The following is a 22270-nucleotide window of genomic DNA, read 5'->3' on the forward strand; positions in this document are numbered from 1 at the left end:
CCCCCGCCGGGGAAGAAGCTTCATTTGTTTAACCCCAAGGGGCCTGGGAGCAGCGATTAGCCGCGCGCGCGGCAGATCGCGTTGATCTCCGGAATGCACGGCTCATTCTGCAGGCTCGTTGTGTCGCCGAGCGTGGTGCCCTCGAACAGCTGGGTGAGCAGGCGGCGCATGATCTTGCCCGAACGGGTCTTGGGCACATCTGGAACCAAGACGATTTCCCGCGGCTTGGCAATCGGGCCGATCTGCACCGCGACGGTATTGCGGAGTTCAGCAATGAATTCGGCCTGCCGTGCAACGAGCTGCTCGTCAGGCGACTCGGCAACCAGGGTCTTGTCCAGCGGTACCACGAAGGCAGTTGCAGCGTGTCCGGTCTTGGAATCCGGGGTGGGGCAGACGCCGGCTTCCACCACGCCGGGGTGGGTGACCAATGCCGATTCGATTTCAATGGTGGAAAGCCGATGGCCGGAAATATTGATCACGTCGTCGGTGCGGCCCAGGATGTAGATATCGCCGTCCTCATCGAAGCGGGCACCGTCGCCAGCCAAGAACCAGCCCTGCTCTACGTATTGTTCCCAGTAGCTGGTGTAGTAGCGCGTCGGGTTGCCCCATACGGTACGGGCCATCGACGGGCCAGTGCGCGTGATGACAATATTGCCCTGCTGGTTGGCCGGCACGCTCAGGCCGCCATCGTCAACAATGTCCACCGAGATGCCCGGCAGCGCGCGTGCGGCGCAGCCTGGCTTGAAATGTCCATCGGTCGGCAGGGGGGAAAGCACGGTCGCGCCGGATTCGGACTGCCACCAGGTGTCAACCATCGGCAGTCCTGCTTCGCTGTCCCGGCCGATCTGCTGGCGGAACCATTTCCATGCCTCGGGATTGACGGCTTCACCCACAGTGCCGCCGATCTTCACCGAGGACAGATCGTATTGAGCGGGGATGCCGTCCGGGAACCAGCCCATCAACGAGCGGACCAATGTGGGAGCGGTGTAGTAGCTGGTGACCTTGTAGCGTTCAATGACCTCGAAGTGGCGGCCCGGGTGCGGGGCGTTGGGGACGCCCTCGTAGATTACCTGGGTGACGCCATTGGCCAACGGGCCGTAGATCTCGTAGGTATGCGCGGTGACCCAGGCGAGGTCGGCGGTGCACCAGTGCACGTCCTTGGCGCGCTGGGATTCGTCCGGGTTGGCGAACAGCAGGTTGTAGCTGGTGGCCGCCTGCGTCAGGTACCCGCCGGTGGTGTGCACCAAGCCCTTCGGCTGGCCGGTGGTTCCCGAGGTGTACATGATGAACAGCGGTGTTTCCGCATCGAATGCCTGCGCGTGGTGCTCGGTGGACTGGGTATCAACCACCTCATGCCACCAGATGTCGCGGCCTTCGGTCCACGGGATTTCGTCGCCGGTGCGGCGGATAACCAGGACCTTTTCGATTTCGTTCTCGCCGGCAACGGCCGCATCGGCGTTGCCTTTGACCGGAACCGAAGTGCCGCGGCGGAACTGGCCGTCGGTGGTGACCAGGACCTTTGCCTTGGTGTCCTCCACGCGGAACCTCAGCGCTTCGGCGGAGAACCCGCCGAAGACCAGCGAGTGGATGGCGCCGATGCGGGCGCAAGCCAAGGTGATGACAATTGTTTCAATGAGCACCGGCAGGTAAATGACCACGCGGTCGCCCTTCACCACACCCAGGGATTCCAAGGCGTTGGCTGCCTGGGAGACCCGCTCCTGCAAATTCTTGTAGGTGACGGCTACCCGGTCTCCGGGCTCGCCTTCGAAATACAGTGCGACCTTCTGCCCGCGTCCCGCAGCTACATGGCGGTCGGCGCAGTTCACTGCGGCGTTCAGCTTGCCGCCGAGGTACCAAGAAATTTCCGGTCCGCGCTTGGCATCCGGATCGGCCGGAATGATGCGGCTGGTGGTGTGCCACGGGATGTCCCAATCCAAGAGGTTCGCCGCTTCGTCCCAGAATTCCTGGCGTGCTGCCTCTGAAACTTGAGTTGAGGTTGTTGCCAATTCGGTGGTCATCGCAAACTTTCTTTGGTGAGGGGTAGCTTTGTCAGCGGGTACTAGCGGGTACTAGCGGGTATTAGCGGGTCCGGTTTCAGGTCCAGCGCTTGATAGCCCAGCGTTCTGCTATCGACAGCAGGGCATCGGTGATCTTTCCAAAGACGGCCAGCAGCACGATGGTCATGATCAGGCGGTCCAATCGGCCGTTGTTCTGCGAGTCGGTGAGCAAGAAGCCAAGGCCCATTGACGCGCCGAGGAGTTCGGCTGCGACCAGGAAGAGCCAAGCTTGGGCTAGTGCCAAACGCAGGCCGGAGAAGATCGAAGGGACCACTGCGGGCAGCTGGACGGTGCGCAGCAGCTTCAATCCCTTCAACCCGAAGGAGCGGGCTGCTTCGACCAGGTGGGCATCGACATGGCGCAACGCCAAGGCGACGGTGGTAAAGACCGGGAAGAAGGCACCAATGATCACGAGTGTGACCTTGGAATCTTCACCCATTTTCATCCAGAGCACCAGCAGCGGAACCCAAGCCAAGGAAGGGACTGCACGCAGGGCGCTGATGCTCAGTCCCAGAAATGCATCTGCCAATTTGGACAGTCCGACAAGCGCACCCAGCGCCAAGCCCAGCAATGATCCGAAGGCGAAACCGAGAAGAACACGCTGAGTGGAGATGCCGATGTGCTTTCCGAGTTCGCCATCCTGGAAGAGCTCAATGGCAGCAGAAACCACTGAACCCGGAGTTGGCAGTGTCCACGGAGCAACGATTCCGGTAACGGTGACAAATTGCCACACAGCCAGGGTGGTCAGCGGCAAGACCAGCGCAAGCAGCCATTTCGGGGCACGCAGGATCGTTGCGGCCATGCTGGCCTTCTGCTTGGCAGGTGTTTGGCTTCCGCGGGTTCCAGCCACGTTAGAGGGACTCATGGCTGGTTACTCTCCGGAGATCTTTGTTGCGTCTGCCTTGACGGCAAACTGGTCATCGATGAGGGTTTCCAGAGCTTCATCAACGGATTCCTGCTCCGAGACATCGCCGCTAGCGACCAGCGTGGGAGCAATCTTGCTCAGGACTCCAGTGAATTTGGCGTCGGGAACTGCCGGAACGTCCAGATTGGAGCGTTCCTCAATGACGGTGGCAGCAACTCCTGGTTCGAGCCCTGCTACGTCGGCCAGGATTTCTGCGGTTTCCTCGGGATTGTCAGCTGCCCAGCCACGAGCCTTTTCGTAGGCATCGACAACGAGCTGGGCGAGTTCGGGGCTCTGCTCAATGAAGTCTTCGCGAGCGTTCAGCGCACCGTAGGTGTTGAAATCCAAGTTCCGGTAAACCAGTTGCGCGCCGTCTTTTTCGGCAGCGGCCATGATCGGATCCAAACCGCTCCAGGCATCAACCGAGCCGTTGGCCAGGGCGGTACGTCCATCGGCATGCTGGAGGTTCTGCAGCTTGATGTCAGCTTCACTCAAGCCCGCGGATTCCAGCGCCTGCAGCAGGAAGAAGTATGGGTCGGTGCCCTTTGTAGCGGCCACGGTCTTGCCAGCGAGATCTTCAACGGACTCGATTTTCGAGTCCTTATCCACTACCAGGGCCGCCCATTCCGGCTGCGAATACAGTGCGATGGTCTTGATGGGTGCACCGTTCGAACGGTTCAGGAGCGCAGCGGAACCGGCTGTGGAACCAACATCGATTGCGTCGGCGCGAAGAGCTTCATTGGCCTTGTTGGAACCAGCGGACTGGATCCATTCGACATTTACGCCCTGCTCCTTGGCGGCTGCTTCCAACCATCCCTTTTCCTTGAGTACCAGGCTCAGCGGGTTGTAAGTGGCAAAGTCGATGGACAGGGTCTGACCATCCGAGGAGGCTGTAGCGTTTTCGCCAGCACAGCCGGTCAGGGCAACTGCGCCAACGATCAAGGCGGCGGCGGACAATGCAGTGCGGCGGGTGAGACGGTTCAAAAGCATGGAGAATCCTAGAATTGTGCGTGCAAGCGGTGTAGGTGAAAAGGCAAAGGGGACGAATGGTTCGGGACCCACGGCGTGGCCGGGACTAATGGTTGGTTGGGTCGACGCCGAGCAGGCGCAATAGGTGCAGGCGATCTGCAACGAACTTTTCATCGGTATGCCGGCGTGGATGCACAGCTGAGATGGACAGATCCTCGATGACGCCCGCTGCACTATGCCCAGCGCCTCGCCCCAGAACAATCACGCGGTCAGCCAAAGTCAACGCCTCGTCCACATCATGGGTCACCATGAGAACAGTGGTGGGGAACGATGCGTGAATCGAGAGCAGCAGATCCTGCATCTTCAAGCGTGTCAGCGCATCGAGGGCGCCGAAGGGTTCATCAAGAAGCAATACACCCGGGCGCCGAGCCAGCGCGCGAGCCAGCGAAACCCGTTGCGCCATGCCTCCGGAGATCTCGCGTGGGCGCAAGCTGGCTGCATGGCTCAGACCGGTCAGCTCGATCAACTCATCGATCAGCGAGTTGCCGGCGCGCTTATCGGTTTCCGGTGCCAGGCCCAGTGCAATGTTCTGGCGAACCGAGCGCCATGGCAGCAGCCGGGGCTCCTGGAAGGCAACGGCGCATAACTCGTTGATGCCGGTGACCTCGCGGGTGCCGGTGCGGATGGTGCCGGTGGTGGGGTGGTCCAAGCCCGATACTGAACGCAGCAGCGTGGATTTTCCGCAACCGCTGGCTCCAAGAATGGCCACGACTTGACCTGCTGGAATTTGCAGGTTGATATCGGTCAGAACGGTGCGGCTTTCCATCTTGGTGGTGAAGGTTCGCGACACGTTGCTGAACTGCACGTCCAGGGCGCTTGAAGCTGAGGCAACGGGAGCTGCCTCGGGCGCTGCAAAGGAAAGAGTCATGTTCATCTCCATCGTTCCTGGCGGTAGCACCGGCCTGCAGAGCAAAACTCCAAAGGTGGTTGCTGCGGCGTCGTGGAGCCAGATCTCTCGGCCGCTCGGGATGGTTACGTGTCCATTACAACGAGTCGAACGATTTGAACGCAAATCTTGCGTAATATGAAAAAATCTTCGACAACTACGTCACATTGCCCAGAAATTTCGTTATTTATTTTATTGCAGGCCGGTTTGCTCGACATTAAGCAAAACTTTGCAACTCATCTTCGGCAGGACGCGGATTAGGCTGTGAAATTTGAAGATGGGCACTGCCGGCACTGGGACGAAATGTGACTTCGCGGGTTGGAAACGCCGGTTTATTACCGTTACAAATGAATTACGACCCATCCAGAGCGGCTGAGAGATCTGGCTCCACGACGCCGCAGCAACCACCCCAATAGCGGGACGGTGCTACCGCCAGGACCGATGGAAAGAATTGAGAACCCTGATGCCTATTGGTGAATCGCACAATGCCCTCGGACTGGACTTCAACCAGCTCAGTGACCCTTCGCAGGCCACCACAATGGACCTGGACAAGTTTGAAGAACAGCTGCCGACCAGGCAATTGCTGAAAATCACCCCCGGACCAAGTGCGGATGAGCAATACGACCGGCTGGCCGAAATTTTCCGTCCCGTTTTTGCGCAGATCGCCGCGACAGCCAAGGACCGCGACTTGAACCGCGTGCTTCCTTTCGAGCAGGTAGGCCTGCTGAATCGCGAGCGTTTCGGTGCGCTGCGCCTTTCCGTTGCCGACGGGGGCTACGGCGCACGGCTGGTGGATGTCTTCCGTCTGCTCATCGAGCTGTCCGAGGCGGACTCCCACGTAGGCCAGCTGTGGCGTGCGCATATCGCATTCGTCGAGAACGTCTTGGCGCTGGAGGACGAAGAGCTGCGCAAGAAGTGGGTCGCTCGCATCGCTGCTGGGCAGATTATCGGCAACGCCTACACCGAACGCGGTGGCAACGCCCTGGGCACCTTGAACACCAAGGCCAGCACCGTGGACGGGCGCTGGGTGATCGACGGTGAAAAGTACTACTGCACCGGCACCATTTTTGCCGACTGGACCACCGTTGCCGTGGCCCACCCGGAGCTCGCCGGCCGCCAGATCGCCGTGGTCTCCACCCAGCGCAGCGGCGTCAAGATCCTCGACGACTGGGATGGGTTCGGCCAGGGCCTCACCGGAACCGGCACCACCGAATTCCACCAGGTCCCGGTGGATTGCTTCATGCCGCAGCAGACCAATGACTCCGAAGCGGCGATCTTCCAGCTGGTTCTCATGGCCGTGCAGGCGGGCATCGCCCGCGCCGCATTGAACGACCTGCGTCACGCGGTGCAGGCGCGCACCCGCATCTTCACCACCGGAACCGGGGTGCCGGTATACCAGGAACCCCAGGTCCTCCAGCTGGTGGGCGAAGTTTCCGCGGAGTCCTTCGCTGCCGACTCCGTGGTGATCGGCGCGGTACTCGAAGTCGAGGCGGCCCTGGGCGATCCGGGACTGAACGACGAGGAACGCTACGCCGTATGCGAGCTGGCCGCCAACCGCGCGCAAACCGTGGTGCAGCCACTGGCCATCGGCGTGACCAGCAAGCTCTTCGACGGACTGGGAGCCTCGTCCACCAGAAGCGGCTGCAACCTGGACCGGCACTGGCGCAATGCGCGCACCATCGCCACCCATAACCCGGCGATCTACAAGGCGCGCATCGTCGGGGACTACGAGATCAACGGGGTCCAGCCGCAGCGGCTGTCCGTCACCGGCGAAGATTCAACCCAGCGGGCTTGAGGGCCTGCGACGCAAACCAGCAACTTTCCACGATTACCGACCTATGGGGGCAAAGCCATGAGCGAGAACAAGCGCGAGATCCTATTCAACGCATTCGACATGAACTGCGTGGTGCACCAGTCGCCGGGCCTGTGGCGCCATCCGCAGGACAAGGCCTCGACCTACAACACCCTGGGCTACTGGACGCACCTGGCCAAGGTGCTGGAAAAGGGGAAGTTCGACGGACTGTTCCTCGCCGACGTGCTGGGCACCTACGACGTGTACAAGGGCACCAACGTGACCCCGCTGGGCTCCGGCGCGCAGGCACCGGTCAACGACCCGATGATGCTGGTTTCCGCCATGGCCGCTGTGACCGAGAACCTCGGCTTCGGCGTCACCGCAGGTACCGCCTATGAGCACCCGTACGCTTTCGCCCGCCGCTTGGCCACCTTGGACCACCTGACCAACGGCCGCGTGGGCTGGAACGTCGTCACCGGCTACCTGCCATCGGCGGCCCGCAATATGGGCCAGGAAGACCAGATGGAGCACGACGAGCGCTACAACCACGCCGATGAGTACCTCGAGGTGGTCTACAAGCTGCTCGAAGGCTCGTGGGAAGACGACGCGGTGCAGAATGACAAGGCCACCGGCATCTACACCGACCCGGCCAAGGTGCACCCGATCGAGCACGAAGGCAAGTACTTCAAGGTTCCGGGCATCGCCATCACCGAGCCGTCCACCCAGCGCACCCCGGTGATCTACCAGGCCGGTGCCTCCAAGCGCGGCACCGAGTTCGCCGCGTCGAACGCTGAAGCGATCTTCGTCAATTGCCCCACCCGCGACCTGCTGAAGGAAGCGGTCAGCAAGATCCGTGACGCTGCCGAGGCCGCCGGGCGTGGCCGCTACGACATCAAGGTCTTCGCCATGCAGACCATCATCACCGCCGAAACCACCGAACTGGCCCAGGCGAAGTTCCAGGACTACAGCTCCTACGTGGATATCGAGGGGTCGCTGGCACTGCTGTCGGGCTGGACCGGCATCGACATGTCCGTCTACGGCCCCGACGATGTCATCGGCGACGACGTGAAGTCCAACGCCATCCAGTCCTCGGTGGAAACCTTCAAGAAGGCCAGCGGCGATACCGGCAAGCCGTGGACCATCCGCCAGCTGGCCGAATGGATCGGCGTGGGCGGATTCGGCCCGGTCTCCGTCGGTTCCGGCGCCGAGGTAGCCGAGAAGCTCATCGACTGGGTGGAGTACACCGACGTGGACGGCTTCAACCTCGCCTATGCTGTCACTCCGGGCACCTTCGAGGACATCGTCGAGTACGTGGTTCCCGAGCTGCAGGCGCGCGGGGTCTACAAGACCGAATACACCGAGGGCTCGCTGCGCCACAAGATGTTCGGCGCCGGCGACCGCGTGAAGGACACCCACCGCGCAGCCCGGTACAAGATCTCCAACCGGATGGCCGCGCAGGCCTGATATGTGCCCGTAATTGTCAAGTAGGCATGGGTTAGCACCCGCTCGGCTGGATTGCCGAGCGGGTGCTTTTCACCTCCCTGATCGACCCGGTGGTGCGGCGTGTCTTGGTGACGCGTGGTCAGTCTGGCATACGCGGGTTGGTTACCGCATGACCCTGTTTCGGCGAGAGCAACCAGCTTGTCTAGGATCGAGCGTGGCACCTCTTGGGATGCTGCTCATAGGCCTTCCGCTGATGCGCTCTTCACGCTGCATGCTCCACTTAGCATGATATGAGAGGCGAGTCTTGCAGAATTATTCGTCCATCACGGCCAATGACCAGCACCAACCGGCAAGTTCACGGGCAATCGCGGTGCACGCGACGGTGTGCTTCTTCTTGTGGCTGGCCAGGGTATTCCACCGCTGGTTCAGGCGCCGATTCCCGGCATCGCCCCGTGCCGCTGCCTGGGCCGATGCCTTGGCCCACCGGTCGGTCATGGTTTTCCCCGGCTGGTACCGCGGTTTGTGATGCCATGCAGCCTCGACGAGCAGCCGGCGGGCATGGGTGTTCCCGGTCTTCGTGATCCCGCCCAAGGACCTGCTGGTCCCCGAGGAATATTCGCTGGGCACCAGGCCAAGATAGGACGCGATGGTGCGGCCGGTGAATCGTTCCCAGTCACCGAGCTCGACTGCGAGAGCGAACCCGGTCAGGGTGTTGATGCCACGCAGGCAGCACAGCCTGTTGGTCACGGCAGTGAACTGGGATTCGGCAGCCATCTGGCTGATCTGCTCATCGAGCCGGTCACGCCGGGCAAGACCGAAAGTGGCCGCATCGAAGGCAGCGTCGAAGGCCGCCAACGTTCCGGTGCCAAGGCTTGCGAGCTCGTTTTTCCTGATACGCCGCAGCCATGCCTCATGCCTGGAGCCCCAGCACGTACTGCCGTCATAGATGAAGTTATGGCGCAGCAGGAGCTTCGAGAGCCGATGCCTGCACATCATCAGCTCAACTCTGGCGTCCTCGCGTGCTCGGACGAGGTCTCTGGCGGATTCCTCGACGAGCGTCGGCACGCGCACTGCCACGAGTTCATCGACTTTGATCAGTCGTGCCAGCAGCAGGGCATCGCGGGCATCGGTTTTGACCTTGTCCCCGGAAGGGCGCAGGAGCTTCGACGGGGCCGCGACGGTCACCGGGTAGTTCATGCCCGCGAGGGTGCGTGCGAGGCTGAATCCGGTAGGACCGGCTTCGTAGGCGACCGCGACGGGTCCGTGGTCGGCAGCGATCCCGGTGATCCATGTCGTGACGGCTTCGTTCCCGCCGGGGAGTTTCGCTTCGAGGACTTCACCCGTGCGGGTGTCGAGGGCTGTTGCGCGGATGGATCGTGCGTGCACATCCAGTCCGATCGCAGTACGCTGGGTAAACATCAGGGCCTCCGCTGCATGTCGGCATCCCCGAGCCGTTCTCGGGGATGATCCACGAATCTGCACCGTGAGGCCCTGATCCGCAAGAGGCCTGGCGAAAAACCTCTTACTCATAGGGTCTAGGCGCATCGCCGTCTGCCTGCGGGCCTATTCGGTTGGCTGCAGCACCATGGCTGAACCGCCGCCGCGCCTCGTGGGCTCGGCCGCGGCGGTGAGTGTGCCGTCGGCAGCGATTTCCACCGCTTCAACCGCCCCGATTTCCGCCTGCGGAGTGAAGGAATCCCCAGCTGGCGCGAGCTTGTGCCCGAAGGCTTCGAGCGCCGAACCATGGACTTGGATGAACTCCGGTTCCGCGGTGACCACTGCCGTATTGCGCTGGGAAGCACGTGGAGCGGCGATGGCTTCGCTGATGTCCATGCCCAGATCAATGCGGTTCACCAGGGTCTGCAGCACCGTGGTGATGATGGTTGAACCACCGGGGGAGCCGATGGCCAGCACCGGCTCGCCGTCCTGCAGGACAATGGTCGGAGCCATCGAGGAACGCGGGCGCTTGCCAGGTTCAATGCGGTTCGGATCCTGCGGGTCGTACACCGTGGAGAAGTCGGTCAGCTCGTTGTTCAGCAGGAAACCGCGATCGGGGACCACCATGCCCGAGCCGCCGGTCTGCTCGATGGTCAACGTGTAGGAAACGGCATTGCCCCAACGGTCCACGACCGACAGATGGGTGGTGGAGATGTTCTCCGTATCCTGCTCCACTACCGGTTCGCTGGTGGCCGCAGGGCATTGGCCATCATAGTTTTCCAAGTCGCCCGGAGCGACCGGCTTCGTTGCGGCCTGATCCGGATCAATGGCGCAGGCACGATCCGCGCCGAATAACTTGTCCGTCAAGGTCCGGGTCGGGACGCTGGTGAACGCGGGGTCGCCGACGTACTTGCCGCGATCAGCGTAGGCGAGCGCAGTTGCCTCGAAATAATGATGCAAGGCATCGGGTTCTTCCATGGCTGGCAAATCGAATTCGCCCAGAATGTTCAGAGATTCGCCGATGGTCGTTCCGCCACTGGAAGAAGGAGCCATGCCGAAGACGTCGTAGCCCCGGTAGTCCACCTTTGTCGGTGCCTGCTCCACCACTTCGTAGCCGGCCAGGTCGGCGGTGCCCAGCTGCCCTGCGGGAACCGGGAGGGTGGTGTCTTCGCTCTTTGGCGGCGCCTGTACCGTTTGGGCGATGTCGGCAGCCAGTTCGCCCTCATAGAATCCATCAATGCCTTGCTTGGCCAGCATCCGGTAGGTGTGTGCGAGATCCGGATTCTTGAAAATGCTCCCGACTTCCGGAGCATCTCCGCCGGGCAGGAACAATTCGCTCGTGGAGGTGAACGCGGCGAACCGTTCCTTGTTGTCCAGGGTCTGCTCGCGGAACGTCTCGTCGATGACAAAGCCGCGTGAAGCGATCTGGGTTGCCGGCCGCAGAACCTGTTTCAGGTTCTGCGAACCCCAATTATCCAGTGCGCGCTGCCAGGTGGCCACTGTCCCGGGCACGCCTACGGCCACACCACTGGTGACCAGTTCCGGGGTGAAGTTATACGGCTCGCCGGTTCCAGGATCGATGAAGGCATCATGCCCAATGCCTGCCGGGGCGGTTTCGCGGCCGTCGATGGTGCTGACCTTGCCCGACTTCGCATCGTAGTGCATGAAGTATCCGCCGCCGCCAATGCCTGCGCTATAGGGTTCGGTGACGCCCAGTGCCGCCGCCGTTGCCACAGCCGCATCGACAGCGTTGCCTCCCTTGCGCAGGATTTCGATGCCGGCAGCGGTGGCTTCCGGATCGACCGACGAGACTGCGCCTCCAGTGCCGATGGCGGTCGGGTCCTTCTGGGTGTGCCGTGGTTCGGCGCTCGCCGGAAGCGCTGAGAAAGCTCCCAGGCCCAAGGCGATGGCTGCCGCGCAGGCAACTGATCTTAAACGTACTCGTGGCATGCTTTGATCTCCTCTGCAGGTGGGGATGAAGTATGCGCAAATTTACGGGAGCGGGAACTCGCCGCGCGGTTGTGACACGCAGCACCATGGGTTTGCGCGGCAATTTCGGCATTGCCGCGCGAATATTCCGGGTTGTGACGCGTTAAAGCGGCGGGCAGGCACCGCGGCCTCGATCGCCGCCAATGCCTGCCCGCTGGAACCCTAGTGCACCTGGGCTACTTGTCCAGGTTGTCCTTGATGACTTTGCCCAAGGAAGCCGGGGCGCGGCCGATCAGCTGAGCCAGCTCCCCGGAGTCCACTTCCAGCGCTCCTTCTCGAATGCGCATGTCGGTATCGACGAGGATGTGCGCGAACGGTCCGGGGACGCCGGCATCAGCGTAGATCTTTTCCAGTTGCCCTGGATCCATTTCCTGGTAGGCGATGTCCTGGCCGGCGGCAGCGCCAACCGCGCCAGCAAGCTGGGCGAGGGTGAATGGCTTATCGCTGCCCAGCTCGTAGATCCTGCCGTTCTGGTCCTCCTCGGAAAGCAGCACGGTCGCAGCGGCATCCGCATAGTCTGCACGGGCGGCAGCGCTGATCTTGCCATCGCCGGCGGCACCGAGCACCGTGCCGCTGTTGAGGTAGCCCATCAGCTGGTCGGTGTAGTTCTCGATGTACCATCCATTGCGCAACAGCACGTAGTCGATGCCGGATCCGGCCAGCAGCCGTTCGGTGGCGATGTGCTCGTCGGCGAGCTTCATGCCGCCGGACAGGGCGTTGGCAATTGAGGTGTAGGCGATCAGCGAGACATCCACGTGCTTGGCCGCGTTGATGACGTTCTCATGCTGGGCAACGCGCTGGCCCACCTCGCTGGCCGAAATCAGCAGCAGCTTGTCTATGCCTTCGAGTGCGGACACGAGAGTTGGCTGGGCGTTGTAATCGGCAACGCGGGTTTCCAGGCCTTTGCCTGCCAGTGGTTCCAGCTTCTGCTCGGAGCGGCCAATGGCGACCAGATCAGCGGCATTCGCCCCGCGCGCCAGCAGCGCGTCGATGACTAGATTTCCAAGCTGTCCGGTGGCACCGGTAATTGCGATCTTCATGGGGTCCTCTCGTTGGTCTGCATCTGCTACAACCGGCGAGGACGTGAGGTAATTCCCGGAACCATCGAATGGGAATGCCGATTAAGCAAGGATTCGCATGGATCTGTCCACAGTTGGCGTCACAAAGCGTTTTATGTCCGGCGCATTGCATTTTATGACGCGCAGCATGACGTGTATCGGCTGTTTCAGGACGCGTTCTGCGACTTCATGACCCCTGCTTACGTAACGCTTGTCTGCTGAATTCAGGGGTTGCAGACTTGAACTGTTCGGCCGGTACAGCCGGACACCCCATCCAGAGCGACCGAGAGACCTGGCTCGTTGAAGTCGCAGCAACCACCCGTAAACGGGAGCGGTGCTAAGGCCAGGACCGATGGAGATTGCTAAATTTCTCAACGGTCTGCCGGAAGAAACTCGCCGTGGGTAGTCCCGGAATCAAGGCAGAACGTACAGGGAATCTATGCGTAATCCTCGGGGCACCAACCGAGAGGACATCTGTAACCATGCGTACAGCACATTTTGGCCTGAAGGCCACTGCAATCCTTGCCGTTCTGGGCTTGTCACTCACTGCATGCGGAAACAACGCCAATACTACTGGCGCCGCTGAAGCAGCAGCCGATCCAGGGGAACCAGTAGAAGGCGGTACCTTCACTTTTGCTGAAGTTACCCCCATCAACAATTGGCAGACTCAGGCAGCGCGTTTCTATGAGAAGGCCAACGTACTGAATTCCGTCCTTGATCGCCTGACCTACTACGACGTGGAAGCTGGCAAGCTGGTTGGCTGGATCGCCAGCGGATTCGAAGCCAACGATGCCAAGACCGAGTTCACGTTCACCATTCGCGACGGAGTCACCTTCTCAGACGGATCCAAACTGGATGCCAAAGCCGTGAAACTGAACCTGGACGCGCTGGGCCAGGGCATCAAGGAAGCTCAGATTGCACCGAACGTTGACTTTGCCGCCTACAAGTCGGCAGAGGTCGTTGGGGACAACAAGGTCAAGGTCACGCTCAAGCGTCCGGATGCCAATTTCCTTCGGGCGACTTCTTCAGTAACTGCTGGATTGGTGTCCCCGAAAACCCTTGAACTGGATAACGCCGCGCAGTCCTCGATCTCCAAGATCGTTGGTTCCGGACCGTTTGTCTTTGAATCGGAAAAGCCTGATGAAGAAGTGGTTTTCACCAGCCGCGATGACTACGCTTGGGCACCAGAATCTGCCTCTAACCAGGGCGATGCATACCTGGATACCTTGGTTATCAAATACCTTCCTGAGGTAGCTAGCCGTGCCGGGGCAGTTCAGTCCGCGCAGGTAGATCTCGTCCGAGGCTTGCAACCGGTGGACGAACAAGTGCTGGGTACCAACGGTGGCAAGGTGTTAGCTGCTGAAGGCGTAGACCTGACCACCAACCACGCAGCAGTACGTGTTGGCTCGGGAAAGCTTGAAGACGTCAAAGTCCGCCAAGCGCTGCAGATTGCAATCGACCGCCAGGCCATTAAGGAAACCGTTCTCTCGGATAGCTACGTCATCTCCGGATCGATCCTGAACCATAAGGCTCCAGGTTTCGTAGACCTATCTTCCGAACTGGCGTACAACCCAGAAAAGGCCAAGCAATTATTGGATGAAGCCGGTTGGAAGCCGGGCGCGGATGGCATTCGCGAGAAGGACGGAAAGAAACTGGAAGTAACGGTCTCCACCTCCAATAACTCCGTGGTCATCAAGCCAGCGTTCGAACTGATTGAACAGCAATGGCGAGAGATTGGCGTCCAGCTGGTCAACCGCGCGGCGGACAATACTTTCCTGACCAACGCGCTTGTCGACGACAAAGTGGAGTTCTTCGGCACCCGCCAGTTCGCATACGGCGGACTGGGCCCGGTCTACGCAACTGCGAACAACAATCAGACACTTCGCGCCGATCCTGAACTGAACAAGCTTTTCGCCGAAGAGCAGTCAGCAACCACCGAAGAAGAGCACCTGAAGTTGGTGGAAGAAGAACAGCGTACCCTGGTGCTTGACCAAGCCTTGACCTTGATTCTTTGGGACGAAGTTCAGGTCTATGGGGCCAATAACTCCGCCAACGTTGAATTCACTTCCGGTACCGCACCAATCTTCCAAGGTGCTTGGAAGAACGACGGCTAGGAACCGAGCTCATGGGCATTTACATCGCAAAACGATTGGGACAGGCAATATTGGTCATTTGGCTGGCCTACACGGCGGTTTTCATCGCTGTGCAGGCCTTGCCGAATGACCCGGTCACGATCTTCCTGAGCACTGACTCAGCCGCGGATCCGGCCACCATTGCACAGATGAAGGCGTACTACGGATACGACCAGCCGGTCTTCGTGCAGTACTTCACGCAGCTGCTGGGATTGCTTCGCGGAGATCTCGGATATTCCTTGTCCAGCGGTTCGGAAGTAGCGAATCGAATCGGTGAAGTAGCTGGATCCACCCTGATTCTGGCTGGCAGCGCATTCGTTTTGTCGGTGGTATTCGCCCTGATCATCGCCTCAGCGGCGAGCCTGTCCAAGGGCGAAAAACTGCGCAAGACGCTGCTGAATCTGCCACCGCTAATGGTGTCCATTCCTGTTTTCTGGTTGGGCCTGGTGCTCCTGCAGCTGCTGGCAGTGCAGCTCGGAGTGATGTCACTGTTCCCGGACGGCTCATTCATGTCGCTGGCAGTGCCTATCTTCGTACTCGCCGTGCACCTGAGCGCTCCGATCGCCCAGGTGCTAATCAAAAGCGTGCAGGAAGTTAATAGGCAGCCATTCATCGACGTGCTGAGAGCCAAAGGCGCCAGCGAAGCGTGGATCTTCTACAGGCACACCTTGAAGAACGCGGCCCCTGCCGCACTAGCCATTGCGGGTATCACCATTGGCGCTCTGCTTGCTGGTTCGGTTATCACGGAGACGGTGTTTTCGCGTGCAGGATTAGGCCAGCTGATCTTGCAGTCAGTTACCGCGCAGGATATCCCATTGGTCCAAGGACTGGTGCTTCTGACAGCCATTGTCTTCACGGGGGTCAACTTGCTGGTAGATCTCATCCACCCTCAGATTGATCCGCGAATCGTCGCTTCGACAAGCAGGTCAACCCGCTCGCTGGTTGCATAAGGAAAGAAGGACTAATGACTCTCTTGACCAAGCACATTGGATCAGTGGCCAATGAAGATCAGCGCCAAGTTCCAACCAGCACTGTAACCAGTCAACGTAATCCAGCAGTACGCTGGTTAGCTGCCTGGTGGGTTCTCATTCCGCTGTTCTTATTTGCGGCGTGGGCTTTCTTCCCTTCGTTCTTTACTGGACAAGACCCAATTACGGGTGTGCCGGCTGACAAACTGCTAGCGCCAAATGCGGAGCACCTGTTCGGAACAGATCATCTGGGGCGTGACGTATACAGCCGAGTTGTCTACGGAACTCACCAGACACTGCTGACCGCCGGTCTGGCTTGCTTGGTTGGAAGCGTAGTGGGTTCGGTCCTCGGACTGCTGGCGGCGACCGCCGGACGGTTCGCAGACACCGTTGCAATGCGCTTTGTCGATGTTGTCCTGGCAGTTCCTGCCTTCCTGATCGCGCTGATTCTGGTTACCGCAACTGAACCGGGACCGCTGTCCTTGGGCCTAGGTGTGGGTATCGCTTCGATCGCGGCATTCGCTCGCCTCGTGCGCACTGAAGTGCTCAGGGTCCGATCACGCGATTTCGTGCAGGCGGCCTTGATGAGCGGCGGCAAATACTTCACTGTGCTACGTCGCCACATCATCCCGCACATCATCGGTCCGGTTCTCTCCTTGCTGGCTGTAGATCTGGGTGCTGCGATTCTTGCAATTTCCGGTTTGGGGTTCCTGGGCTTCGGCTCGCCACCGCCGACCCCTGAATGGGGACTGCTGATTTCCGAAGGACGCCAGTATCTTTCGGTGGCATGGTGGCTGACCACTTTGCCGGGATTGGTTATCGTGGCGGCGGTAATGCTGACAGCAGTACTGGGACGTGCCATCAACAAGGCATTCCGCTTCTAGCCCTACTCTTTGATGAACGGACAAGACCATGAACGCAACGAACGACGCTTCTTCAGCAGCGATCCGCATTGAAGATCTAACGGTCCAGTACGACCAGGGCACAGTAGCTGCTGACAATATCAATTTGGAAGTCCCCGCGGGGCAGATCATTGCCATTGTTGGTGAATCCGGCTCGGGCAAATCCACCCTGGCCAAGACACTCATCGGTTTATTGCCGCAAAGCGCGAAGGTCAAGGGAAGCGTGCGTTTCGGCGGTACAGAAGTCACTAATCTTTCCATGGCCGATTGGCGTGCGATTCGTGGCGCAGGCATTGGATTAGTTCCACAGGATCCTGGTGCTTCTCTGGATCCGGTGAAGACCATTGGCTCCCAGATCATTGAAGTCTTCCGTTTGCATCCGTCACGTTCAGTTCCCAAGGCGCAATGGCGTTCCAAGGCAATTGAGCTGATGGAGAGCGTTGATATCGACCGTGCGGAAAGCCGACTGGACCAATACCCGCACGAACTCTCTGGTGGCCTGAAGCAGCGCGTGCTGATTGCGATTGCCTTTGCCTTGAACCCTCAGCTGCTCATCGCTGATGAACCAACCAGCGCCTTGGACGTCACCGTGCAACGCACGGTATTGGAAGTTTTCGTGTCACTGGCACGCCAGAGGGGAACCACAGTCCTCTTTGTCACCCATGATCTTGCTGTTGCGACTGACATTGCGGACCGCGTACTGGTGATGAATTCTGGCCGGATCCTGGAGGACCGCAGCGTTCCAGCGTTGGTAGCGCAAAGCACCGAACCATATACCAAGGCACTGCTCGATCAGGCCTATGCGCATCAGGATCGACAGCAACCTTCAGACTCGGAGGATATGGCAATCACTGTGGATGGCCTCAGCAAGGTCTTCGGCAAAGGCCGCGACGAACACCAAGTTCTTTCCAACGTCAGTTTTGAAGTGCAGCGAGGCACCACGTTCTCGCTGGTCGGCGAATCGGGTTCAGGAAAATCCACTACAGCCAAAATCATCATGGGAATGCACCCAGCCACCGAAGGTTCGGTGTTGGTCAACGGAAAAGAAGTTGCCGGCATCAGCGGCAAGCAGCGCTATGATCTGTGGCGGGAAGCGCAATTGGTCTACCAGAACCCTGACTCGGCACTTGACCCCCGCCAGGCAATCGGCTCGATCATCGCTGAGCCAATGGTCAACTACCGCCTGGGTGATAGTGCTTGGCGTGCGAAGCGTACAGCGCAGCTGATGGAACAAGTGAACCTTCCTGAACAGCTGGTTGGCAGACGTCCGGGTGAACTTTCCGGAGGCCAGCGCCAGCGGGTAGCTATAGCCCGTGCTCTAGCTAGCGGCGCAAAAGTTCTGGTTCTTGATGAAGCATTGAGTGCATTGGATGTACTGACCCAGGAACAGATCCTTGAATTGCTCGACCAGCTGCAACGTGAAGAGCAACTGACCTATCTGTTCATCTCCCACGACCTGCATGTAGTGGAACGGATTAGTCACCGCGTCGGCGTGATGTGCCGAGGGCAAATCGTCGAGTCGGGCACTGTCGAAGAGGTCTACTCCAACCCCCAGCATGAGTACACCAGAACGCTGCTTGCGGCGAATCCCGGCAACGTACTTCGCGAACTGGCCGGCACGCGCAGCGCCTAGCCATTCCAAACCATTTCCCAGATCATAAAGGAGCAACCATGAGCGCTGAAGCCTTGGCAATTTTCCGCCCTTCGTCCCAGCAGCATACCGAAGCGGCTTACCAGGAACTGCTGGCACACTTCAACGAAGTGTTCACCCGTGTCGCGCAGGGCGCTACCGAACGCGAGCAGCAGCGCATCCTGCCTTTCGAGCAGGTGCAGTGGCTCAAGGATGCCGGTTTCACCACGCTGCGTGTGCCAGTAAGCCATGGCGGTTCGCCTATCAGCCACGAGCATCTGTTCCGCTTGCTGATCGAGCTGGCCGCGGCGGACTCGAATGTGGCGCACCTGCTGCGCAGCCACTTCTCCTTCGTCGAAACCATCTCCCTGCAGCCGGCAGAGTTCCAAGACCGCTGGTTCCCGCGTGTGCTTGCCGGGGAAATCTTCGGCAACGCTGCGACCGAGCGTGGCGGCAATGCCCTTGGCACCACCAATACCAAGCTGGTCCAGGCCGGGCAAGGCTGGGTGCTGCGCGGCGAGAAGTACTACACCACTGGCTCGATCTTCGCCGATTGGGTAGTGGTCATGGCGACCACCGACGGGATTGAGGGGCGCCAATACGCCATCGTCGATCGCCATGCCGAGGGCGTGGAGATCCTTGACGACTGGGATGGCTTCGGCCAGCCGCTGACCGGTACCGGCACCGCGATATTCACTGACGTTGCGGTGGAAGAAGCCAATATCATTCAGCGCAAGATAGCTTCCACCCTCGAACCTGCCTTCTTCCAGCTGTGCCTGCTCGCCGTACTGGCAGGTATCGGCAAGGGGGCCCGCAATGCCGCAGCAGGCATCGTTGCCAACCGCACGCGAACCTTCAACACCGGCTCCGGCGCGCTGTTCAAGGATGACGCGCAGATCCAGGAACTTGTCGGCCGTTTGGCGGCCAATGTCTTCGCTGCAGAGAGCATCGTGGTCACCGCAGCCCGGGAACTGGATTCGGCGCTCGACGAAGATCTGGGCTTGGACCCGCAAGCGGCCTACCTGCGCGCAGAGCTTGCCGTCCAGCAAGCCCACGTGGCCACGCCGAAGCTGGTCCTGGACGCCACCAGCGAGCTCTTCGACGTCACCGGGGCCTCGGCGATTTCGTCCTCCAAGTCGCTGGACCGCTTCTGGCGCAATGCCCGCACGGTGGCCACCCACAATCCGGTGGCCTTCAAGGCACGCTCGGTGGGGGACTACTTCATCAACGGCACCATTCCTACTGGTTTGAACTCGATCGGCGAAGCAAAGGCAGGAAAATAATCATGGGTACGTTCAACGAACGCCCGCGCTTGCTGCTTTCGGCCTTCTTGATGAACACCTCCAGCCACATCCTTGGCGGAATGTGGCGCCACCCCGAAGCGCAGCAGCATCGGTTCCATGAACTGGGCCTATGGGTTGACCTGGCCAAGAAGCTGGAAGAGGCAAAGTTCGATTCGCTGTTCTTCGCTGACGTGGTTGGCCTTTACGGCGAGCATGAGGGTGGTTGGGCATCGCACGTACGAAAGGGACTGCAGGTCCCCAGCCATGATCCGCTGGTCCTGCTTTCGGCATTGGCCGCCAGCACCAAGGACATCGGCCTGGCGATGACCAGCTCGGTCATCCAATCCCATCCATTCCAGTTTGCCCGGCAGATCTCCACCCTGGATCATCTCTCGCAGGGGCGTGTGGCCTGGAATATCGTCACCAGCGTACTGGAAAATGCGCACCGCAATTTCGGCGGGAAAGAACTGGTCGGGCATGATGACCGCTACGGTTGGGCCGAAGAATACGTGGACGCCGCCTACAAGCTGTGGGAGGGCTCCTGGGAAGAGGACGCCTTGCTGGCCGACAAGATTTCCGGAATCTACGCAGATCCGGCCAAGGTCAACAAAATCAACCACCGCGGCGACTACTACTCCATTGACGGTCCGCACCTGGCACTGCCAAGTGCCCAGCGCACCCCGTTCCTGTTCCAGGCGGGTTCGTCGGCACGCGGTTCGCAGTTCGCGGCCACTCACGCCGAGGCGACCTTCCTCTTTGCCCCGCACGCACAGTACGTGGCGAAGAAGAATGCCCAGCTGATCGAGCACCTGGCTGCTGCCGGACGCGGCCGCGATGACATCAAGGTCTTTGCCGGCTTGTCCTTCCTCGTTGGTTCCACCGAAGCTGAAGCCAAGGCATTGGAAGCTGAATACGACGAGTACCTGGACTTGGACGCCATCATCGCGCACATCGGCGGCGGTATCGGAGTGGATCTGGGCGGACTGGACCTGGATACCCCGATCGGCCAGATCCAGACCGAGGGTGCGCAGGGAGTACTTGAAGCAGCCCGGGCTTCGGTGCCCGGCGGCAATCCGACCCTGCGCGACTTGGCCTACTACCGCGCCAAGGCACAGCAGATTTCGGGGACCCCGGAACAAATTGTCGATGAGCTCGAACGCTGGCAGGATGCTGGTATCGATGGCCTGAACGTGATGAATCATGTTCTTCCCGGCTCCTACGACAACTTCATTGACGGAGTGCTGCCCGAACTGCGCCGCCGTGGCCTGGCCCAAAGTGGATATGCAGAGGGCAGCCTGCGCCAGAAGGTCTTTGGCCGTGGCGATTACCTGCCCGCGCATCATCCGGCGGCGAAGCACCGCGGGACGTTCTCGCAGAACAGCGCGGCAGCCACTGGGAAAGCGGTTCAGCTGCAGCAGTGAATTCCGAACGCTTGGAAGGCCAGCGGTGTGAGCGGTTCCTGCCAATTGGACGTACTTCAGTACCTGGACGCCAAAAGTGCCAGCAACGCGGTATGGTGTCGTGCATGGACACGCAGCACGTAAATAATTCGGCAACAATCCGCAGGCTGTTGAGCACGCCTGGACGCTGGGCGGTTGTCGGGCTGACCAACAACCCAGCTCGCGTAGCTCCGTCCATCGCCCGTTTCCTGCGTGATGAACTGTCGATGCAGATTATTCCCGTGTCGTTAGGCGCGGAAACTGTAATGGGCGAACCGGGCTTCGCGAAGCTTGCTGGCATTCCAGGCCCCATTGACGTGGTGGATTGCTTCGTGAACTCTTCCAAGGTGGGAGACATCGTTGACCAAGCCATTGCCGTAGGAGCGAAGGCGGTGTGGTTGCAGCTGGGCGTCATTGACGAAGCTGCCGCCCGACGGGCCAAGGATGCGGGACTGGACGTAGTAATGGATACCTGCCCCAAGATCGAGTACCCATTTCGCTAGTGAGGCATTGATGGCAACAACAGCTGGGCAAGAAGAATTGGAAAATGCGTGGGCGCAGCTGTGCCTGCGCATGCCGTGCGCTTACGCCGATTACCCCTTCGGCCCTGACAGCACCGTATTCAAGGTGGCGGGCAGTGATCCGGGCAAAGGCAAAATATTTGGGCTGCTCATGCACCTGCAAGGCGAATTAGTGCTGAACCTGAAATGCGAACCGGCTCTGGCAGACCAGCAGCGCAGCGAGCATCCGCAGATCACCGCGGGCTATCACATGAATAAGAAGCACTGGAATTCGGTTCGTGCAGGACTCGACCCGCAACTGATGGGCGAGCTCATCGAGGATTCATACGATTTAGTGGTCGACGGCATGCCTCAAAGGGATAAAGAATACATTCGTTTGCAAGGCGCAATTAACAAGGGAACCCTAGACTAGAGACATGTACTTCATCGTTGTTAAATACCAAGTAAAGCCAGAATCCACCCCGAACTTCATGGGCCATGTCGCTGAATTCACCGCGGCAACCCGCGCCGAAGAGGGCAACATCTTCTTCGATTGGTCCGTGAGCGTCGAAGACCCCAACGAATTCGTCCTGGTTGAGGCCTTCCGCGATGACGAAGCCGCGGCAAACCACGTGAACTCCGCCCACTTCGCAGCCGGTCTTGAGTCCATGCGACCACACCTGGTCTCCACCCCGAAGATCGTTTCCCGCAAGGTAGACGGCGAAGGCTGGGATTCCATGGGCGAACTGGTCATCGACTAAGTTATTGGGACAATGGCAAAGGGAAGAACCTCTTGGTTCTTCCCTTTGCCTTTATCTTTG

The 22270-nt window shown here is 60.0% G+C and carries 18 protein-coding genes and 3 riboswitches; of the genes, 11 read left to right on the forward strand and 7 right to left on the reverse strand.

Features of this window, described 5'->3' with window-relative positions; all coding sequences use genetic code 11:
- Window positions 1–56: 56 nt before the first annotated feature.
- From acs to M2368_RS11945, 4 genes are all read right to left on the reverse strand, one after another.
- Complete coding sequence (gene acs, locus M2368_RS11930) at window positions 57–2018, reverse strand: acetate--CoA ligase (RefSeq protein WP_426735756.1); 1962 nt, start codon at window positions 2016–2018, stop codon at window positions 57–59.
- 76 nt (window positions 2019–2094) lie between these two features.
- On the reverse strand, window positions 2095–2859 hold the full coding sequence (locus M2368_RS11935; protein WP_404598735.1) for an ABC transporter permease: 765 nt from the start codon (window positions 2857–2859) through the stop codon (window positions 2095–2097).
- 69 nt (window positions 2860–2928) lie between these two features.
- The gene (locus M2368_RS11940; RefSeq protein ID WP_404598736.1) at window positions 2929–3951 is read right to left on the reverse strand and encodes an aliphatic sulfonate ABC transporter substrate-binding protein; all 1023 of its coding nucleotides are present in this window, start codon (window positions 3949–3951) and stop codon (window positions 2929–2931) included.
- An 85-nt stretch (window positions 3952–4036) separates the two neighbouring features.
- On the reverse strand, window positions 4037–4858 hold the full coding sequence (locus M2368_RS11945) for an ABC transporter ATP-binding protein (protein WP_332488317.1): 822 nt from the start codon (window positions 4856–4858) through the stop codon (window positions 4037–4039).
- Between the two features lie 5 nt (window positions 4859–4863).
- A riboswitch (SAM riboswitch) is annotated at window positions 4864–4965 on the reverse strand.
- Between the two features lie 267 nt (window positions 4966–5232).
- Window positions 5233–5324: riboswitch (SAM riboswitch) on the forward strand.
- 15 nt (window positions 5325–5339) lie between these two features.
- Here M2368_RS11945 and M2368_RS11950 point away from each other — a divergent pair.
- Both M2368_RS11950 and M2368_RS11955 read left to right on the forward strand, forming a co-directional pair.
- Window positions 5340–6671 carry an acyl-CoA dehydrogenase family protein gene (locus M2368_RS11950; RefSeq protein WP_332488315.1) on the forward strand — a complete coding sequence of 444 codons (1332 nt, stop codon included), beginning with the start codon at window positions 5340–5342 and terminating at the stop codon, window positions 6669–6671.
- A 57-nt stretch (window positions 6672–6728) separates the two neighbouring features.
- Complete coding sequence (locus tag M2368_RS11955; RefSeq protein WP_404598738.1) at window positions 6729–8132, forward strand: LLM class flavin-dependent oxidoreductase; 1404 nt, start codon at window positions 6729–6731, stop codon at window positions 8130–8132.
- Window positions 8133–8423: 291 nt separating this feature from the next.
- Here M2368_RS11955 and M2368_RS11960 read toward each other — a convergent pair whose 3' ends face one another.
- The 3 genes from M2368_RS11960 to M2368_RS11970 all read right to left on the reverse strand — a co-directional run bounded on the left by M2368_RS11960 (window position 8424) and on the right by M2368_RS11970 (window position 12577).
- A complete protein-coding gene (locus M2368_RS11960) occupies window positions 8424–9530 on the reverse strand; it encodes an IS110 family RNA-guided transposase (RefSeq protein ID WP_498724534.1) in 1107 nt (368 codons plus the stop codon).
- 144 nt (window positions 9531–9674) lie between these two features.
- Window positions 9675–11498, reverse strand: coding sequence for a gamma-glutamyltransferase (ggt, locus tag M2368_RS11965; protein WP_426735751.1), 1824 nt, complete (start codon window positions 11496–11498; stop codon window positions 9675–9677).
- Window positions 11499–11713: 215 nt separating this feature from the next.
- On the reverse strand, window positions 11714–12577 hold the full coding sequence (locus M2368_RS11970) for an NAD(P)H-binding protein (protein ID WP_498724535.1): 864 nt from the start codon (window positions 12575–12577) through the stop codon (window positions 11714–11716).
- Window positions 12578–12862: 285 nt separating this feature from the next.
- Window positions 12863–12954, forward strand: a riboswitch (SAM riboswitch).
- Window positions 12955–13077: 123 nt separating this feature from the next.
- On the opposite strand from M2368_RS11970, the gene M2368_RS11975 reads away from it, so the two are divergent.
- From M2368_RS11975 to M2368_RS12015, 9 genes are all read left to right on the forward strand, one after another.
- Window positions 13078–14709, forward strand: a complete 1632-nt coding sequence (locus M2368_RS11975; protein WP_388024584.1) for an ABC transporter substrate-binding protein — start codon at window positions 13078–13080, stop codon at window positions 14707–14709.
- An 11-nt stretch (window positions 14710–14720) separates the two neighbouring features.
- A complete protein-coding gene (locus M2368_RS11980; RefSeq protein ID WP_133834321.1) occupies window positions 14721–15677 on the forward strand; it encodes an ABC transporter permease in 957 nt (318 codons plus the stop codon).
- A gap of 14 nt (window positions 15678–15691) precedes the next feature.
- A complete protein-coding gene (locus M2368_RS11985) occupies window positions 15692–16579 on the forward strand; it encodes an ABC transporter permease (RefSeq protein WP_133834322.1) in 888 nt (295 codons plus the stop codon).
- A gap of 28 nt (window positions 16580–16607) precedes the next feature.
- On the forward strand, window positions 16608–18230 hold the full coding sequence (locus M2368_RS11990; RefSeq protein ID WP_133834323.1) for an ABC transporter ATP-binding protein: 1623 nt from the start codon (window positions 16608–16610) through the stop codon (window positions 18228–18230).
- A 38-nt stretch (window positions 18231–18268) separates the two neighbouring features.
- Window positions 18269–19510, forward strand: a complete 1242-nt coding sequence (locus M2368_RS11995) for an acyl-CoA dehydrogenase family protein (RefSeq protein WP_498724536.1) — start codon at window positions 18269–18271, stop codon at window positions 19508–19510.
- A 2-nt stretch (window positions 19511–19512) separates the two neighbouring features.
- The gene (locus M2368_RS12000) at window positions 19513–20931 is read left to right on the forward strand and encodes an NtaA/DmoA family FMN-dependent monooxygenase (RefSeq protein ID WP_498724537.1); all 1419 of its coding nucleotides are present in this window, start codon (window positions 19513–19515) and stop codon (window positions 20929–20931) included.
- Window positions 20932–21035: 104 nt separating this feature from the next.
- A complete protein-coding gene (locus tag M2368_RS12005; RefSeq protein WP_498724538.1) occupies window positions 21036–21452 on the forward strand; it encodes a CoA-binding protein in 417 nt (138 codons plus the stop codon).
- 10 nt (window positions 21453–21462) lie between these two features.
- Window positions 21463–21882: an MmcQ/YjbR family DNA-binding protein gene (locus M2368_RS12010; RefSeq protein WP_105657964.1), complete on the forward strand. Its 420-nt coding sequence runs from the start codon at window positions 21463–21465 to the stop codon at window positions 21880–21882.
- 4 nt (window positions 21883–21886) lie between these two features.
- Entirely contained in the window at window positions 21887–22210 is a 324-nt protein-coding gene (locus M2368_RS12015; RefSeq protein ID WP_105657965.1) for a putative quinol monooxygenase, read from the forward strand.
- The last annotated feature ends 60 nt before the right edge of the window (window positions 22211–22270 follow it).

It is taken from the genome of Arthrobacter sp. JUb119 (assembly GCF_024807995.1).
GTDB lineage: Bacteria > Actinomycetota > Actinomycetes > Actinomycetales > Micrococcaceae > Glutamicibacter.